This is a genomic window from Halobaculum halobium, assembly GCF_030127145.1.
Lineage (GTDB): Archaea > Halobacteriota > Halobacteria > Halobacteriales > Haloferacaceae > Halobaculum > Halobaculum halobium.
In genome coordinates, this window is record NZ_CP126159.1 from 55,605 (window position 1) to 71,803 (window position 16,199).

14 protein-coding genes and 1 pseudogene are annotated in these 16,199 nt (G+C 60.1%); 8 read left to right on the forward strand and 7 right to left on the reverse strand.

Features of this window, described 5'->3' with window-relative positions; translation table 11 throughout:
• Window positions 1–323: 323 nt before the first annotated feature.
• The gene (locus tag P0Y41_RS15270; protein ID WP_284063650.1) at window positions 324–2,375 is read right to left on the reverse strand and encodes an ATP-binding protein; all 2,052 of its coding nucleotides are present in this window, start codon (window positions 2,373–2,375) and stop codon (window positions 324–326) included.
• Between the two features lie 565 nt (window positions 2,376–2,940).
• Here P0Y41_RS15270 and P0Y41_RS15275 point away from each other — a divergent pair.
• From P0Y41_RS15275 to P0Y41_RS15285, 3 genes are all read left to right on the forward strand, one after another.
• Window positions 2,941–4,329, forward strand: a complete 1,389-nt coding sequence (locus P0Y41_RS15275; protein WP_284063651.1) for a serine hydrolase domain-containing protein — start codon at window positions 2,941–2,943, stop codon at window positions 4,327–4,329.
• 140 nt (window positions 4,330–4,469) lie between these two features.
• Window positions 4,470–6,431 (forward strand): CocE/NonD family hydrolase, encoded by a 1,962-nt coding sequence (locus tag P0Y41_RS15280; RefSeq protein ID WP_284063652.1) that lies wholly within the window; start codon window positions 4,470–4,472, stop codon window positions 6,429–6,431.
• 199 nt (window positions 6,432–6,630) lie between these two features.
• Window positions 6,631–8,232 (forward strand): N-acyl-D-amino-acid deacylase family protein, encoded by a 1,602-nt coding sequence (locus tag P0Y41_RS15285; protein WP_284063653.1) that lies wholly within the window; start codon window positions 6,631–6,633, stop codon window positions 8,230–8,232.
• Window positions 8,233–9,095: 863 nt separating this feature from the next.
• Here the strand turns inward: P0Y41_RS15285 and P0Y41_RS15290 are convergent.
• The 3 genes and pseudogenes from P0Y41_RS15290 to P0Y41_RS15295 form a co-directional block, all read right to left on the reverse strand.
• Window positions 9,096–9,587, reverse strand: a pseudogene (locus P0Y41_RS15290) (transposase).
• Window positions 9,572–9,802: a helix-turn-helix domain-containing protein gene (locus P0Y41_RS18075; RefSeq protein WP_390214271.1), complete on the reverse strand. Its 231-nt coding sequence runs from the start codon at window positions 9,800–9,802 to the stop codon at window positions 9,572–9,574. Before P0Y41_RS18075 ends, P0Y41_RS15290 begins: the two are co-directional and overlap by 16 nt.
• A gap of 227 nt (window positions 9,803–10,029) precedes the next feature.
• Window positions 10,030–10,887, reverse strand: a complete 858-nt coding sequence (locus tag P0Y41_RS15295) for a universal stress protein (RefSeq protein ID WP_284063654.1) — start codon at window positions 10,885–10,887, stop codon at window positions 10,030–10,032.
• Window positions 10,888–11,002: 115 nt separating this feature from the next.
• On the opposite strand from P0Y41_RS15295, the gene P0Y41_RS15300 reads away from it, so the two are divergent.
• Window positions 11,003–11,716: an aspartate/glutamate racemase family protein gene (locus P0Y41_RS15300; RefSeq protein ID WP_284063655.1), complete on the forward strand. Its 714-nt coding sequence runs from the start codon at window positions 11,003–11,005 to the stop codon at window positions 11,714–11,716.
• Between the two features lie 53 nt (window positions 11,717–11,769).
• On the opposite strand, the gene P0Y41_RS15305 is transcribed toward P0Y41_RS15300, so the two are convergent.
• Window positions 11,770–12,357: a DsrE/DsrF/DrsH-like family protein gene (locus P0Y41_RS15305; RefSeq protein ID WP_284063656.1), complete on the reverse strand. Its 588-nt coding sequence runs from the start codon at window positions 12,355–12,357 to the stop codon at window positions 11,770–11,772.
• A 1-nt stretch (window position 12,358) separates the two neighbouring features.
• Complete coding sequence (locus tag P0Y41_RS15310; protein WP_284063657.1) at window positions 12,359–12,604, reverse strand: sulfurtransferase TusA family protein; 246 nt, start codon at window positions 12,602–12,604, stop codon at window positions 12,359–12,361.
• Window positions 12,605–12,851: 247 nt separating this feature from the next.
• Between P0Y41_RS15310 and P0Y41_RS15315 the strand changes: the two genes are divergently transcribed.
• From P0Y41_RS15315 to P0Y41_RS15325, 3 genes are read left to right on the forward strand one after another with little or no spacing between them, the layout of a single operon-like run.
• Window positions 12,852–14,045: an MBL fold metallo-hydrolase gene (locus P0Y41_RS15315; RefSeq protein ID WP_284063658.1), complete on the forward strand. Its 1,194-nt coding sequence runs from the start codon at window positions 12,852–12,854 to the stop codon at window positions 14,043–14,045.
• Between the two features lie 12 nt (window positions 14,046–14,057).
• Window positions 14,058–14,552 carry a YeeE/YedE family protein gene (locus P0Y41_RS15320; RefSeq protein WP_284063659.1) on the forward strand — a complete coding sequence of 165 codons (495 nt, stop codon included), beginning with the start codon at window positions 14,058–14,060 and terminating at the stop codon, window positions 14,550–14,552.
• Window positions 14,552–15,016, forward strand: a complete 465-nt coding sequence (locus P0Y41_RS15325) for a YeeE/YedE family protein (RefSeq protein ID WP_284063660.1) — start codon at window positions 14,552–14,554, stop codon at window positions 15,014–15,016. The genes P0Y41_RS15320 and P0Y41_RS15325 overlap by 1 nt, the downstream gene beginning before the upstream one ends.
• Before the next feature lie 195 nt (window positions 15,017–15,211).
• Here the strand turns inward: P0Y41_RS15325 and P0Y41_RS15330 are convergent, their stop codons facing one another.
• Complete coding sequence (locus tag P0Y41_RS15330) at window positions 15,212–15,502, reverse strand: DUF7542 family protein (protein ID WP_284063661.1); 291 nt, start codon at window positions 15,500–15,502, stop codon at window positions 15,212–15,214.
• A gap of 173 nt (window positions 15,503–15,675) precedes the next feature.
• Here P0Y41_RS15330 and trxA point away from each other — a divergent pair, with 173 nt between their 5' ends.
• Window positions 15,676–16,083 carry a thioredoxin gene (gene trxA, locus P0Y41_RS15335; protein WP_284063662.1) on the forward strand — a complete coding sequence of 136 codons (408 nt, stop codon included), beginning with the start codon at window positions 15,676–15,678 and terminating at the stop codon, window positions 16,081–16,083.
• Window positions 16,084–16,199 lie beyond the last annotated feature (116 nt).

The window sequence follows — 16,199 nt, forward strand, 5'->3', positions numbered from 1 at the left end:
GGGTACTCAAGTAGTTCCCAAGCATATGCTATCCAATCGTTTTGCGTAAATGACACAAAGTCTTGATCAGAGTTTGTCGGCATTGAGAACCTCGTTATCGTGTGTAGAGATATCGATGTAGGCACTTAGTGTACTTAGCGACTGTTGTGAACGTTCGCTATCACCGATCGAATGATTTCAGCAACGTTTCTGTTGTGACCGACTCTGGCACTATTTTCAGCAGTGACACGCGGATATCAACGGACTCTAGCAGAATATATAAATATATTAACAATTTATCCTGTCGGCTGTTTCATACATCCGTACAGTCGGCGGGTCACATCTCACGACGCCTTCGGGAGTCGGATCGTGACCGTTGTGCCCTCATCTCTCACCGTCGTTTCGAGTTCGCCGTCGAGGCTGGTGACGATCCAGTGGATCAGCCACAAACCGAGGCCCTCGCCGTGAATTAGCGGCGTCTCCACGTTCGACTGCAGGACTTCCCGTTCGATTTCGGGGAGCCCCGGTCCGTTGTCCACGACAGCAATCGTTACCCACGTTTCGGTGACCGTCACGTCGATCTCGACGACGGGCGGGTCACCACCGTGTTTCGCGGCGTTTTCGACAACCTCCCACAGCGCCGTTTTGAGTCGCTCGTGAGTATTCACCACGACAGTGTCGGGGGTGTCGATGCCTACCGATGCCTCGGGATACTGCATCTGGAGCTCCGAAACGGTGTCCTCGAGCATCGGGACGATGTCGACAGGTTCGAGCTCGGGTGACAGCTCCCGATACTCCTCGAGACGCTGGGCCGACTCGGTCAGGTCGAGTAACTGGTCGGCTGTGTTCTTGATCTTCGTCGCCTTCTCGGCGTCCTCTCCGCTGAGTCGGGCTTCGAGCATCTCCGCGTACCCGGTGATAATACCCATCTTGTTCCGCATGTTGTGACGTAGAACGCGGTTGATGACGCTGATGAGGCCCTCGCGCTCCCGGCGTTTCGTCGCGTCACGCACCATGAATTGAACGCCGACGATGTCTTCGGTCGTTCGCTTGTCGGCGGGTACGCTTCCTTTATAAATAGGGGCACCACGCACGTCCGTGAACACGGTCGCCCCGGCTTTCGTCTCTAGTGGAAAGTCCCGCACCATGTTGCGTTCGCCGTTGAAGATCGGCTCGATCTCCTTCCACGCCCGGTCGACCGTCGCCTCGTTCGGGAGAGTGACCGAAACCGGTTGGCCTTCGAGTTCTGCTGGCGAGTAGCCGAGGAACTCTTCTACGGACGGCGAAGCGAAGGTGAACCGGCCCTGCTTATCGATCCGGAAGACGAAGCCGAAACTGACGTCGATAACGCCCCGATAGAGTTCGTTCTGATCGTTGATTTCGGCCTCGCGATCGGCGAGTTGACGGCGCTGGCGCTCCGTCCGAGTCACGTCCGATAGCAGTACGACCTGTGCTCCGGCGTCACCGAGCATGGTGGTACTCGTGGAGACGAAATAGTACCGCTGTTCGCCGGACTGCTCGCGTTCAAGTATTTGAGTATCGCTTTCAAGGGCCTCAACGACCGACGGAACGGCTTCGGAGAGGCGATCGCCCGTCGAGTCGTCGAGTTCCGGTAGCACCTCTCTGACAGTCGCAGAGTAGTCGCGGATACATCCCCGTTCGTCAAGATAAATAGAGAGGTCGTCGCCGAACGACGCCCGCTGTACCGCGAGGAAACGGCGTTCGAAAACGAACAGTACACCGATTGCGAACACTGCCACCCCGATGGGCGCGTAGATAATGTTGATGAGCAGCGGCGTGAACTGGGCGACGATGTCAAGTACGACCGGGAGTCCGATCAAGACCGAGAGCACACTGAGGGGTCGGGTGTCGTACTCCGATTCAAAGAAGAGTTGGAAGATCATGAATAGCCCTACCGCCGACAGCACGTACGACAGGCCTGTCGCAGTCCAGTGGAGCACATTGTGTTCTACCGCGAGGTGTACGAACGGCGTCGACACCTCCCTCGCAGTGAAGTACGCCCCGTGGATGGGATTCGTGACTTTGATTCCGAGCACGGTGAGAAAGATGGCCGCACTCGCTCGTCGTAGCGACGTGTTGCGGTGGTAGATCCGGCCGGAGTAGGCGGAACAAAAATAGAGCCACGCCCAGACGGTGGTGAACCCGATGGCGAGTCCGACGATGTACGCCGGCACACGGAACGGATCGGGGAGCAGGAACCCGACGGCTCTGAGAAGCGCCCACCCGCCGGAAGTGGCGAGTAACCCGACCAGTCCCCGGCGAACATCAGGATCCTGAAACTTCCGTGCGCGACCGATAGCAGCGAAGCAGACGATACCGCTGAGCGCGAAGACGCCGATATATAGCTGTCCGACTATACCCAGATTGTGTAGCACTAAGTATAGGATAGTCTTTGCTAGCGAAGATAAACGTTAGCTTGTAGAACACAAATTGTTCTTTCAAAAATGTTTAACAAATTACCAATAATTGAGTGGATTTGATGCGGGGTATCACATCTCGAATCCAGAATGCTAAATGCGCATCTCTCATCGACCGGTTGTTTCAGATAAGATTCTGTCTGAAGAAGAGGATTTCAACAGAGCCGAAGTCAGAGATGTTGCGATTGAGAGAAGTTGGGCTGAGAACAGCTACGTCAAGCGAGCCCGGTCGTTGCTCGATTGAGTCGGTGGTCACTCCGAGTAAGAGGCTCGTATCCGGTGACACCCCAGTGTTTCATCGAGGAGCTCGCCGCCGTAACCAGCGCCTGATTCTTGTGGTTTCGAAATTCGAACGTGGATTGTTCAACCGATGTCGGATCCATACCCGCAATAACGGACGAGATTCTTGTCGTGAAAAATAGAGTCAAGAGTCACTCCCTCCGCTGTTCGAGTTCTAGCTGTGGTTCGCCCTCCTGTGTATGTGAGGGTACCCGCTTATGCCCTCGTACTGAGCTATCAGTGTATGGCACCTCTTGTTGACGACTCGCTCTCTGAGGAGACGCGGACCGACCTAGAGAACTTCGTCACCGACTGGATGGAAACACACGACGTCCCCGGCGCAGGCGTCGCTATCGTCGACGGAGATGAGACAGTCTACTCCGCTGGATTCGGCGCGAAAGACCTGGAATCGAACGCAGCGGTAACACCAGAGACGCTATTCGGGATCGGCTCAGCCACGAAGTCGTTTACCGCGGTTGCGATCATGCAACTCGTCGAACAGGGTGGCCTCGCCGTCAACAACCTCGTTGCCGACCACGTTGACCGGTACGAGGGGACAGACATCACCATCAGCGACCTCCTGACGCACAGTTCCGGGATGCCGAGCGATGGCAGCGCAGTTGCACTCATCTCTCGTCTCGTCGGGCTCGATCCCGTCGAAGTACCGATGAGCAGCTCCGACGACTTCGCTCGGCATCTCCGGGAGTCCAGCTCAGAGCGGCTGACCGACAGGGACCAGTTCTTCTACTACAACTCGGGGTACACTGTGCTCGGCGAGGTGATCGAAGCGATCACCGGTCAGTCGTACGAGGCGTACATCGAGGAGTCAATCCTCTCACCCCTGGGGATGGAACGCTCGACGTTCGACCGCCAGACGTTCGAGGACGATGGAGACCGGATGACTCCCTACTACAAGGAGGACGGGAACACGACAAAGGGAGAATTCCCGTTTGACGAGATTATCTATGCCCCTGGAGGGCTTCTGAGTTCGGTCGACGAACTCACGTCCTACCTGCGGTTTCATATGAATGGCGGCACTGTCGACGGGCGAGCGATCCTCGACTCGAGTCTTGTCGCGGAGATGCACGAACCGGTTTCGACGCGGCGGGTGAGCCTCTCCGGTACTCCACAGGAGTATGGTTACGGGTGGATGGTGTCCGAATTCCTCGACGATACGCTCGTCGGCCACGGGGGATCGATCACGGTGTCGACAGCGTACGTCGGCTTTCTCGAGGACGCGGGCGTCGGCGTCGCAGTCGCATGCCAGAGTCAGCCCGCCGCCCACCCGATGGTTCTGGGCCCCGCGCTCTTAGCCATCACGCAGGGAGCAGACCCTGTGGCCGCGGTCCCGCATTTCGCGCTCACTGAGAAGAACGACCTCGTCTCCGGCGACTACAGTTCCTATCGGGGCCTCATGGACGCGACTGTCGAGAACACTGGTGGGAGCCTTCAGCTGACGCTCTCGACGCGCATCGGTGAACAAACCGTCCCGCTCGTCCCCGAGACTACGCATCCCGAGGATCTCCGATACTACACTGTCGACGGACTCGGTGACCGCGTCCCAGCCGAATTCCGCGAAACTGACGACGGTCTCGAATTACTCTACGAGCGCTGGCGACTTCACGCGAAATAGCGTTCCGCGAGGGGCCGGTTACTCTCGGTCGAAGGATTCGACGGGAATCACCTCTCTGAGGCGAGATAGACGGGGACGCTCCGCTTTGACCCGCGATAGTGCGGTCCTCCCCTTTTGTGAGGTCCCCGAAACGGCTCTGTATGGATAAACGGTCTACGTTGACACGACATACGGATCTTCGAATCCCAGTCGGCGACGAGACGGTCGCGGCGAACCGGTATGAGCCACCGGATGGTCCGACTCCGGGGCCTGCCGTGCTGATGTACATCCCCTATCATAAGGACGACTTCATCACCTACGGCGCGTACGACCCGTTACTTGAGTACATCGCTCACTACGGCTATCACGTCGTAGTCGCCGACATCGTCGGTACCGGCGCGTCGACGGGTGTGAAGAACCTCCCACTCGAACCGGCTGAGGGGCCGGACGCAGCGACGATCGTCGAGTGGATCGCCGACCGTGAGTGGTGTGACGGACACGTCGGGATGGTCGGGAAGTCATACGGCGGGTTGACTTGCCTCAAGACGGCAGCCGAGAATCCGGAGCACCTCGACGCAATCGTGCCGATCCATGCGCCCCAAACCGCGTACCGAGATATTACCACCGGGGGCGCGTTCGCGTTTCACTCAATGGGCGGCCACTGGACAGCACTGATGCAGGCGCTTCAAGCGATGCCACCGACGTATCGCGACTCCGAGGGGCGGTGGGCAGAGGTCTGGTCCGAACGGCTCGATGGGCTCCATACGTACGACCCGTGGCTCTTCCAGTTCATGGACCACGAAGCGCGCGACGAGTACTGGGAGGGCCGAGACATCGCCGTCGAAGCGATCCGCGTGCCGACGCTCGCCGTAAGCGGGTGGCGCGATGGCTACCCACAGACGACCATCGAGTACGTCGAGGCCATCGACGCGCCGACGCGACTTGTCCTCGGTCCGTGGCGCCACATCATGCCCCACCGGGGCCGCGAGAGCGCGATCGACTTCCGCCGGCAGGTGGTTACGTGGCTTGACCATTTCCTGAAGGGCGAAGAGAACGAAGCCCTCGACGGACCGCCTATCCGGTACTGGACCGAACGCGACGGCGGAGGTATCGTCGACGGGGGCGTCTGGCGTGGTTGCGAGAAGTGGCCCCGGGCCGCTGACAGTGACGTACTGACGTGGACGCTCACTCCCGCTGGACTCGTCAGCGGAGAGGGCTTCGAGGGTGAGCCACTCGACGTCGAGTACGACGTTGACCACACCGTCGGCGTCGACTCCTTCGACCAGGGACGGCCCACGGACACGACCCCCGATGACGTCCGATCGCTGACCTTCGAGAGCGATCCGCTTGACCGGCCGATCGAGGTAACTGGGACGGGAACCATACGGCTCCGACTCGTTGCGACGACGCCTGATCCCGTCGTCTCGGTCCGGCTTATCGACGTCCATCCCGACGGCGAGGCGCGACTCGTCAGCCACGCCGAACTCCAAGCGAGTCGCCACACGGGCGTCGAGACCCCCACAGACCTCGTTCCAGGCGAGGAAGCAACGATCGCTATCGAGTTGAAACCAACATCGCACGTCTTCGAGTCCGGACATCGGCTGCGTGTCGCGATCGCCGGCGCGTGGTTCCCGGCGATGTGTCCCACACCCGGCGAGCAGTCGCTCACCGTTCGGTCATCGTCGACCAACCCTGCGGTCGTCCGGCTGCCCGGTCGTGAACACGATGGAGAGCCGACCTTCGGCGACGCAGTCGAGATGGCTAAGCCGGACATAGCTGTCGTCCCGACCGTGTCGCCGGCGATCGTCGACAGCGACCGATCGTGGAGCATCACCCGCGAGCAGCATCGCGACAAAGCGACGGTCGCAAGCTCGTCACGTCAGGTGGTCGACCTTCCACACGCCGAGCGGATGACGTATTCCCAAGCGATCGAGACCGCGGTCGTCGCCGACGACCCCGCCTCGGCGACGCTGAACCGACGAACAGAGATCGAAATCGTCTATCCGACCGAGACGATTCGCGTCGCCGCCGAAAACACGGTCTCTCGAGCAGTGACACAAGCGCACACGACCGTTTCGGTGAACGATCGCACCATATTCGACGAGACGTGGACACGCCTTTAGAGCACGTTGGGGAGACTCGACACTGGCTGTTCGTCCGGTCAACTAGCGCTTTGGGGCGACTAGAGGATCGAGGGAGCAAGGAAGTCTCTGCGTCTCGTATCCTGCAACGTGGCGACCCGGTCGAAGAAGCGTGTATCCGCGACTCCACCCTTCTATTCTCGGGGGCGTGTTTTTCCCGGGATCAGGAGCACAACTATTTATGAGCGATGTACTCATAGAGAACGCCCGGATCGTCGACGGGACGGGGGCGCCGTGGTTTCGCGGGGCGATCAGCGTCGAGGGCGACGAGATCGAAACGATCCACCGGGAGTCGTCACCTTCAGTGACGGCAGCCGAGACGGTCGACGTCGACGGCGCGGTCGTCTGTCCGGGGTTCATTGATACCCACTCTCACTCCGATATGGAACTGTTCGACGACCCGACGCTCGCGCCGAAGATCCGGCAGGGGATCACCACGGAGGTACTCGGACAGGACGGCTTCTCCATGGCCCCGATGTACCGCGACGGTGGCGCCGAGGAGTGGTCGAAGCAGCTCGGTGCGCTCGCTGGGCGTGTGGACACGGAGTGGACCTGGGGAAGCATCGGCGAGTATCTCGACGCGGTGGAAGCAAACGGGCTCGGCCCCAACGTCGGGATCTTGGTCGGCCATGGCACAGTTCGTTTCAACGTGCTCGGAATGTCGGACACCGCTCCGAGTGTCGACGAGCTTACCGAGATGGCCGAGTTAGTGACGGAAGCGCTCGAAGACGGAGCCTTGGGGTTCTCGACCGGCCTCATCTACACACCCTGTACGTATGCCGACACGGGGGAAGTGCAGACGCTGGTATCGAGGCTCGCTCCGTTTGGGCGCCCGTTCGTTGCCCACGTCCGGAGTGAGGGCCGATGGATCTGGGACGCGCTCGACGAGTTCGTCGATATCGGTGACGAGGAGGGGATACCGCTCCACCTCTCGCATTTCAAGGTCGCCGGACCCATGCAACAGGGGAAAGTCGACCGGGCGATCGCCCTCATCGAGGCTGCGAGAGAACGCGGCGTCGATATCACGGCCGAACAGTATCCCTACACCGCAGGAAGTACGATGCTCTCGGCGGTCCTCCCTCCCTGGGTCCACGCCACTGGACCCGACGGTGCAATTGAACAGCTTCAGGACGAGGCCGCCCGCGAGCGAATCACTCGCGACATCGAGGAGTGGCGGATCCCCGGATGGGAGAACATTGGCGCCCTTGCCGGGTGGGAGAACGTCGTCATCGCGAACGTCGAGTCTGACGAGAACGACCACCTCGAAGGGATGAGTGTCGCGGAGATCGCGACACAGCGCGATGTCGAACCGGTCGAGGCGGTCTGTGACGTGCTCGTTGAGGAGGAACTGAGCGCGAGCATCTCTCTTCACATGCTCGACGAAGGCGACGTCAGAGACATCCTCTCGTATGAGCGCGTGTGTGTCGGTACCGACGGATTGTTCGGGGGAACGCCGCACCCACGAGTGTACGGAACCTACCCTCGAATCTTAGGTCGCTACGTTCGCGATGAGAACCTCTTGACCGTCGAGGAGGCGGTCAGAAAGATGACCTCACTCCCTGCCCGTGCGATGGGCCTCGACCACAAGGGAGTCATCAGAGCGGGGATGGACGCCGATCTGGTCGTCTTCGACCCAGTGACGGTTGGCAGTCAGGCCACCTTCAAGAACCCCCGCCGGTATCCCCAGGGCATCGAGCACGTCGTCGTGAACGGAACGTTCGCTGTTCGTGACGGCGAGGCGACTGGTTCCCTGCCTGGACGAGCAGTTAGAAAATCAATGTAGGAGTGCTGGATGACGAATGGTACAAATAGGGCCACTTCGTTGCTGGGGTCAATGCCGGGGACGGAGGTCTTTGACGGCTCTTTGCCAACTCGATTCGAGGGTACTGTTTGTGTCTAATCATAGTGGTGTCGGATTTTCCTGACATCCAACTACGACGAAAGTCGTGGGCTTCCTCCTCGAATCTCTGTAACGTCGATTAACGTTGAATAATCGGCCTTCCGATAAACGGTTAACTGTGGGGAATTGTCGGTTGCATCCGTGATCAGAAGATAGAATTTCTAGAATTATAATATAAAAATTATGGCAGTATGATTTATATTGCTCTCACCAGAATTCAATTCGACGTATCTTGTGATCGAATCCCGAACACAACGAGCTACTGGTTTTCCGTTTCCGAGAGCAGGTCCCAGGTGTCAACTCCAACTGAAGTCCTCCGTCTGTCGCAAAATAATTCGCTGTGTTGTCCTGCGCAGTTCCACTCCACTTCATCGCATTGAGGTCAGTTCCAACAGAGTTCCCCGTTGAATCTCGTAGGCTGTCTCCAATCTCCTCACGAATAGCATCTTCAATTTGGCCGCCAACTCCGATATAGTACTCTCCTCAAGTGGTGTCCTTTCCTTGCATATGAAATGAGACGACGGAATCGTATCGACGATCTGCGATCTGCATGAGTCCTGGATAGCTCTGGATCAAGCGACAGGGCTTCTTGAGGTGCCAGCGCGAGAACGCCTTCTCCCTGAACCCGTGGATAGCCCACAGTGAGACATCATATCTCGCTGATTGCAATAGCCCGTATCTACGCATTACACAATCATCCGTTCCCCACTCGACATCTCCTCCGTGAATCGCAACTATAGTAGTGGCTAATAATAATTACTCACGTTTGGGATAGAGAGTTGGTCGAGCGCTGTATCAATGGCTGTCGTTAGCTCGTCAAGCGAGACAAAAAAGCGGTTGCTGAGAACCGATTGAAGCTGTCTCCAGCATTCCTCGACGGGATTTAGCTCCGGTGAATACCGACGGTAACGTCACGAAGGCGAGGTCGTCACGGGCCGCCAGGTCCGTGACGGACGATGCCTGAAAATACGGCGCTCCATCGAGGGCAACGGTCAAGTCTGCTTTAAATTCGTCCACAGTGATAAAATAAAATGTTTGGCGTGGTCTGCGGTGATGTATTCGGTAAATCGGGAAACGAAGCGATCACCGTCCTCGGTGATCGCGCCCAGTAAACACGTCCAATCACGTTGCCCAGAGAGTTCGACAGAGGGCCGCGTGCCGCGCAGAAACCACGCGACACGCGGCCCGACTTGTACAGATATCTTGGTTTGATCGATACAGACTACGGTGGCGTCCATCTCCCGTTGCGTTTTTTGAGCTCGTCGTGGAACCGTTCTTGCTCGTCTTCGTCGGCTTTGGCGGGGTTTTCATGACTCAACTTAGCCTCTTTCAGCAACCGCCGACAGGACGAGACTGAATACTTGACGCCGTGGGTCTCTTCGAGAAATTTTTGCGCGAGCGCCGGCGTCCACGCCGTCGCGTCAATACCAACCTCGTCGGGTGGTTCGTGCACGGTCTCTTCAAATTCTTCAAGCTGAGGTTCTGATGATTTTTTCTTCTAGTTCGCTTATCATCGGATCCGGCCAGATAGTCGCTGTTGAGTTCGTCCATCTTCCGTACCAAGCGATTCCAATCAATTCAGAAGTGCACAAGAGACCAGCGAACGATTCAGAGCCGCCACATGAGTGGCGACTGATGAATGTTCCAAAGTGAAAACCGCGCTTCAGGGCGGGGAGGATGTCAACGCGGCGTCGCCGACTCCGGGGGAACGAGTAAGACGTTGTTGTTCCCCTGCGCGACGATCGATTCAGCGGTGCTCCCGAGAAGCAGCCGCCGGAGGCGACTCGTCCCGCGGGCGCCGATGAGCGTCGTCGTGGCGTCAACGCGCTCCTCCTCGGCGACGATCTCCTCGACGGCGGCTCCGGAACGAACGTTCGTCTCCACGTCGATATCCATTCGATCGCGGAGTTCGTCAGCCATTTCCTCCAGGCGCTCACGAGCTTCCTGATCGGAGCCATCATCCCCCCGTTGTTCGGATCCGCGGACGTGCAGCAGCGTCGCCCGCTCTGTCGCGCCCGTCAGCGCCGGGAAGAACTCGTAGGCGCGCTCGGCGTTCTCTGAGAAGTCCGTCGCGTACAGCGCGTTCTGGAACAAGTGTTCCTTCTTCACCGCGGGACCGGTGTCCGTTTTTTCGATCCGCTCGACGAGCAGCGGTCTAACCGCTGTCCGAGCCACGTTTCGGACCGTTCCACCGATGAGCCGGTTGCGCAGCGGAGATTCCCCACGTGAGCCGACGACGATCATGTCGGCGTCGAGACGTTCGGCGAGACCGTTGATTCGGCGATGTGGTGTGCCGCGCGCGACGTGCGTCTCCACCTCGAATCCGGCCTCCTCGAACACCGCCCGCTGGGTCTTGAGCGCCTCGCGAGCGTCGGTCGCCATCTCCATCCCGGGCAGTCCGCTGGAGACGTTGTCGGGGACGACCGTGAGTAGGTGTACCTCCCTGACCCCGATATTGTCAAGACATTCGAGACAGGTTCGGGACTCGATCGCCGCCTTGTTCGCGTCAGACAGGTCGGTCGCGAATACGATCCGCATACCCCACCCTACGCAGCCATCACTAATATTGTTTGTTATGCGCAATACAAACCTAATCACAAATAGGGAGCGTCGTCCGGGGAGTCTATGTGGGTCGCCGTCGTGTCGAACGTGGATGAGCGAAACGCCACTGACGGTGGGAGTCCTCGGCGGCATGAGCAGCCAGTCGACGGTCGAGTACTACCGCTTACTCGACGACGGCATCAACGAGGCGCTGGGTGGTCATCACGCGGCCGACCTAGCGATTCGGAGCGTCGATTTCGGACAGATCGAACGCTACATCGCCGAGGAACGGTGGGACGAGGCCGGCGCGTTCCTCGCCGACGCCGCGCGCGACGTGGAGGCCGCCGGCGCCGACTTCGTCGTCATGGCGACGAACACGATGCACCGCGTCGCCCCCGCGATCGAGGACGCGCTGTCGGTACCGTTCGTCCACATCGTCGACGCGACCGCCGAGGCGATCGGCGCCGACGGAATCGACACCGTCGGCGTGCTCGGAACCGCCGCAGTGATGAATGGCGATTTCTACGCCGACCGGTTCGCTGACTACGGGATCGACGTGATCACTCCCGACGACGAAGCTCGAACCCTCGTCGACGACGTGATCTTCGAGGAACTGACCAGCGGCGTGATTCGCGATGCATCCCGGGAGGCGTACCTCCGAATCATCGACGATCTAGTAGACGCCGGTGCAGACGGCGTCGTCCTCGGCTGCACTGAGATCGAACTTCTGGTTACACAGTCCGATCGGCCCGAAGTCCCGCTGTTCGACACAACCGCGCTCCACGTCGAGCGCGCTGTTGAGTACAGTCTGCACGGCGTTCGCTGATCGCGCGAATGACGGAACGGCGGGACAAGGAGAGGCAGTGGTCCGAACGGTGATTAGACGAGCAGTTGCACGTCGGACTCGGCCATGTGCTGGAGCGCGGTGGCCGCGCCGACGCCGGTGACAACGTCGTCGTAGAAGTCGTCGTCGTCGTAGTCCATCAGCTCGATGGTCATCTGGCATGCCTGGAGTTCGACGCCCTGGTCGAGCGAGACGTCGATCAGTTCCTCGATGGTGGCGGTACCGTTCTCGTCGATACGCTTTTCCATCATCTTCGTCGCCATCTTGTCCATTCCGGGCAGCGCCGCCAGCGCGTTCGGCATCGGCATGCTCGGGTTGCCAACGGCCGACAGCTGGAGGTTTTTAGACTTCTCTTCGTGCAGGATATCGAGTCCCCAGAAGGTGTGGAACACGACGACCTCCCAGCCAAATGCGGCCGCGGTAGACGCCAAGATGAGCGGCGGGTACGCCATGTCGAAGGTTCCCTTCGTGGCGACGATTGTCATCTTCTTCTGGCCGTCGTCGGTGTTGGCTTCGAGCTGCGCAACCGAGTCTTCGAGCTCTTCGACGCGTTCGCGAAGCTCCGCCTCAGTCATCGTCTCTGCGTCGCCGTCGGCGGAGTTTGTGGAGGTGTCGGTGCTCATCTTACGCGGTCTTCTGGATGTAGTGCTTGAACTCGTCGCCGTCCTCGACCTGCTCGAGCAGCTCGACGCCCTCGGTGCCGGCCGCCCACCCGTCGAGGTCGCTCATGCTTCCGGGGTCGGTGGCGACGACCTCAAGCGTCTCTCCCTCGCTGAGGCCGTCGATTGCGGATTTCGTCTTTACGACGGGCATCGGGCACGATGCGCCTTTCACGTCAAGCGTCTCGGTGATGTCGAATGTGTCGCTCATTGGTTGATCACTCCGGTGGCGTATTGGAGCTATCACGCAATATCAGTGGGTGACATAAAACCATATCGGTTCTTGAAACCCAGCGACAAAAGTAACAGATACCTCCGATATAGAGCGAACTTCCGGAAAAATTGGTCTTCCGGACGGCAGCCGAGTTCGACGATACTCTGCAGATTAGTATTGTGGGTTGTGAGAACTTCTATGAGAACCCTTATGTTCGAGCCCCGAATACGAAGCGGTGCACACAATGAATCCCGATGATTTCCCGACGCCCGAGGCGGACGTCGACACGGTCTCTCCTGAGTCGCTCAAGAGCCGCATCGACGCTGGAGAGGAAGTCACGTTGCTTGACGCACGAATGGCATCCGACTACGAGGAGTGGAAGATCGACGGCGAAACCGTCGAATCCATCAATATTCCCTACTTCGAGTTCCTCGAGGACGATATCGGTGAGGATGTCCTAGACCGTGTCCCGGACGACCGCGAGGTCACCGTCCTATGTGCGAAGGGCGGCGCCAGCGAATTCGTTGCGGGCACGCTCGCCGAGCGCGGGTACGACGTGAACCACCTGGAAGACGGGATGAACGGCTGGGCGCGCATCTACGAGCGCGTCGAGGTCACGAACTACGACGGAGCGGGAACGCTGTATCAGTACCAGCGCCCCTCGTCCGGATGTCTCGGCTATCTACTGAGCGATGGCGACGAGGCCGCTATCGTCGACCCGCTGCGCGCGTTCACCGACCGGTACCTCGAGGACGCCGACGAACTCGGCGTCGAACTGGCGTACGCGCTCGACACGCACATCCACGCCGACCACATCAGCGGTCTCCGCGATCTCAACGAGGAGGGCGTCGAGGGCGTCATCCCCGAGAACGCCGTTCCACGCGGCGTCACGTACGCCGACGAGCTGACCACGGCGGCCGACGGCGACGAGTTCGACGTCGGCGACGCGACTATCGAGACGGTGTACACGCCTGGCCACACCAGCGGCATGACCTCTTACCTCCTTGGCGGGAGTCTGCTCGCGACGGGTGACGGCCTGTTCATCGAGAGCGTCGCCCGGCCCGACCTTGAGGAGGGCGACGATGGAGCGCCTGAAGCGGCCCGGATGCTCTACGAGTCACTGCAGGAGCGCGTGCTGACGCTGCCTGAGGAGACGCTCATCGGCGGCGCCCACTTCAGCGACGCCGCCGTGCCCGCAGACGACGGGACCTACACCGCGCCTATCGGCGACCTGAAAGAGCGCATGGCTGCGCTCTCGATGGACGAAGGCGAGTTCGTGGAGACCGTGCTTGCGGACATGCCGCCGCGGCCCGCCAACTACGAGGATATCATCGCGACGAACCTCGGACAGCAGACCGCCGACGACGAGGAGGCGTTCACCCTCGAACTCGGCCCGAACAACTGTGCTGCCAGCCAGGAATCCCTGGCTGACGACTAACGACCACATCAAATGGTACTCGATCCAGTTCCCTTGCAATTGTTCGCCGAGTACTTCCCGAACGGAATCAGTCGATACGCCATCGGCGGTCTGTTCGTGGGACTCGGCGCCAGCATCATCTACCTCGGCACGGGGATCAGCGCTGGCGCGAGCACGTTCCTCGAGTCGACGCTGTCGTACGTGTCGGGGCGTTCCCGGTTCCAGCAGTACGTCTCATCGCGCGATTGGCGGTTGGTGTTCACTGTGAGTATCATCGCCGGAGCCGCCATCTACTCGCTGACATTCGGTGATAACTTCCAGTACAGCACCGACGTGCAGGTGTGGCGTCTGTTCGTCGGCGGGATACTCGTCGGCGTCGGCACACGAGTCGGAAAAGGCTGTACGTCTGGCCACGGAGTTTGCGGAGTCGGGTCGGCCTCACGAACGTCGCTCATCGGCGTGGCGACGTTCCTTCTGGTCGCGATTGGCACCGCACAGCTGGTCGCTGCTATGGGGGTGAGCCCATAATGGCTGGCTCCGACCGCCACCCGTTGTTCCTGCCGCTGATCGCCGTCGGCGGTCTGGTGTTCGGGTTCGGCCTGGGCTACAGCCATATGGCACGCCCGGAGGTAGTGCTTGACTTCCTCCAATTCGAGGACCTCGGGCTTCCCTTCGTCATGTTCGGTGGGGCTCTCGTCACCGGAGTGGTCTATTTCCTCGCGCCGAAACTGCTCAAACGACCGGCTTTGACGAACCGAAGCTTCGAGCGGCGGCTGAAGCCGTTCGATAATCAAGTCCTCGTCGGCGGCGCCATCTTCGGCGTCGGCTGGGGCCTCTCGGGGATCTGCCCTGGGGCCGCGTACGCCAGCCTCGGCGTCGGGAACGTACCAATTTTGTGGGCGCTCGCCGGGATGTTCCTCGGCGCGTTCGCCCAGGGAGTGTGGCGCAGTCGCAATGACGCGAGCGACGCGGCGCCCACGGGCGCTGACTAACGCCGTTCAGTCTTTGATCCGCCAGGGAATTACCCAACTGACCGCGTGACTCAGGGTCCACCTGTCAAGCGGGTCCCGCCGCTTCCACCTCATTCGCCGCTGCGGAGAACCTGGTCGTCTTTTTCAATCCTCGCTACGGACCGATCGGTTCACGTCCGGCCGGCAGGTGGTTAAGCTACTCTGGAGGTGTCGGATTCACTCCGACGTGCCGTCGTTGGCTGCGTCGCCCGCCGAGTCGGGGCCCGTTGCGCCCGCGGCCTCACGGTCCAGCAGCGGTGAGTTCGGGTTCACGCAGCCGTCGCGACCACAGACGCCGGCATCGTCGCCCGCGCGTTCGACGCCCCCGGAAAGCCCGCCGATGTACCAGTCGGGGTCGTGACCCGCCTCCCGCTCGTGGTCATCCAGCGCCGTTCGTGCTCTCCGGAGAGACTCGAACGTCTCCTCGTAGGAGCAGTCGTCGCAGCTGACGAGGACGTCTGTCGGCATATCTCATTGTTCGTCCTCGAACGTGCTAAGTCACACTATCGGCGGCGCACCCGTAATCTGTTCTGAAGCAAGCGGAGTCAGCTCTCGGTGAATAAAGCTCGAGACTCCTGGATCCAGTATATTGTACACGGCTTGCAAAACTATTATATCGGTCGGCCTCGTATCGTTGGTCGATGAGCGAACGAGATCAGATCCGAGAGCAGAAAGCGGAAGAACTCAAGAACAACCGCAACACGTCGGATAGCGAAGAGAGCGTATCAGACCGTGACGAGCCGGTGCACGTCGAGAGCGCCCAACACCTCCAAGACCTCGTCGACGAGGGAGGTGTCGTCCTCACGGACTTCTACGCCGACTGGTGTGGCCCCTGTAAGATGCTCGAACCGACCGTCGCTGAGATCGCGGCGGAAACCGATGCGACGGTTGCCAAGGTCGATGTCGACGCCCAGCAGCGCCTCGCCCAACAGTACCGCGTCCAGGGCGTGCCGACGATGTACCTGTTCGCCGACGGCGAACAGGTCGAGCAGATGGTGGGAGTTCGCCAGAAGGACCAGCTCCTATCGCTGATCCAACAGTACGCGTAACGCCGGAGACGACCGCCCTCCGACAGTCGCCGGACGACCACCCGACGCGGGGGCCGCGACGCTCCCGGAGCGCTCACTGCATGTCTCCGCGATTTTTATAACGACCGCGGGGTAGC